We start from the raw sequence: 1,141 nt of genomic DNA, 5'->3' as shown, positions 1-1,141 counted from the left end.
TTAAGTTCCATTGTTTTGCTTGACAAGATACCTGTAGCGTTCAATACGAACTGTGCTTGGTCTGACCACAACAGCAACTGTTCACTGAATGGAACGGCATATTTCAAGACAGAGATGCGGTTATGAGAAACAGCCACGTCAATAGGGTCATCATCAGATTCGTTTGCCACGGACGCAGGGTAGAAGTTTAAGTAATGAGAAGTTCTCGACAAGATAATGTTCTCACCTGCGAGCAAACCGAGGCGATTTCGGAACATAAAGACGTCATTAAATCTACCTCCTACGAATGAAGGTTGAGGGTTAGTATCATCATCACCAGCAGTTCTCTCTGCCCAAGTCTGAATCTTCTGCCCACCACCGAGGTCAACAGTTCCATCAATAGCAGTGAATACAAACGAACCATCTGCTTTACGGACTAGAGCGTGAGGCATAGTTGCTGAGTCAAGCCCTTTGGTGATATTCCAACCTACGGCTTCTTTCCATACTTTATCACGAGCATCATACTGAACGTAGTATTTATCACCTGATTTAGTGGTATCACCTGTTACCTGAATCTTGTATCCGTTAGGAGCTTCGATAGGTAGTTTAGCCACAGCTGTTACTTGGTGAACAAGAGCAGAAGCAATCTGGTTAGCATAACCATCATCAACACGGAGTTCAGTGATTGGTGTTCCAGCAGGAGACTTAACGTGAATCCAACCTGGGCCAGTTTCAACTACCCAACCTGCACCTAATCCAGTCCCTGCTGCTCTCATTTTGAAAGCAAGACCAGAGTCAGGGTAAGCGAATCCGTTGATTACATTGGGGCCTTGAGCACCATTATCAATGATGAACTGTCCATCTGTCCAAGAAGGCATCTGAGCAGCTAAGGTTGAACCATCGTTCTGTTGGACAGTGGTAGTGATATCCCCAATAGGGTTGCCATCTTTATCGTAAATCTTACCAGTTACTTCCTTCGCATAAGTTGCAGGAGCAATACCAGGAGGGCATTTGTAGGAGAATGTTTTACCATTGATGGTTACTTTGATTGTTCTACCATACTGACCACCAACTACTTTGATAAGGCAATCGAGATAAACATCATCACCTGTGAATGTGCCACCATCAGAGACAGCACTTCCTTCTTTGATGACAACATCTT

General features: G+C 44.3%; 1 protein-coding gene. It reads right to left on the bottom strand.

The window, feature by feature from the left end; translation table 11 throughout:
• The coding region (locus N1032_RS23540; protein ID WP_259542795.1) for a phage nozzle protein at positions 1-1,141 on the bottom strand (1,141 nt) is incomplete at both ends.

The sequence above is a fragment of the Herbiconiux daphne genome, from assembly GCF_024979295.1.
Taxonomy (GTDB): domain Bacteria; phylum Actinomycetota; class Actinomycetes; order Actinomycetales; family Microbacteriaceae; genus Herbiconiux; species Herbiconiux daphnes.
The sequence above is the reverse complement of the archived record's forward strand: the minus strand, read 5'-3'. Positions and strand labels throughout refer to the sequence as shown.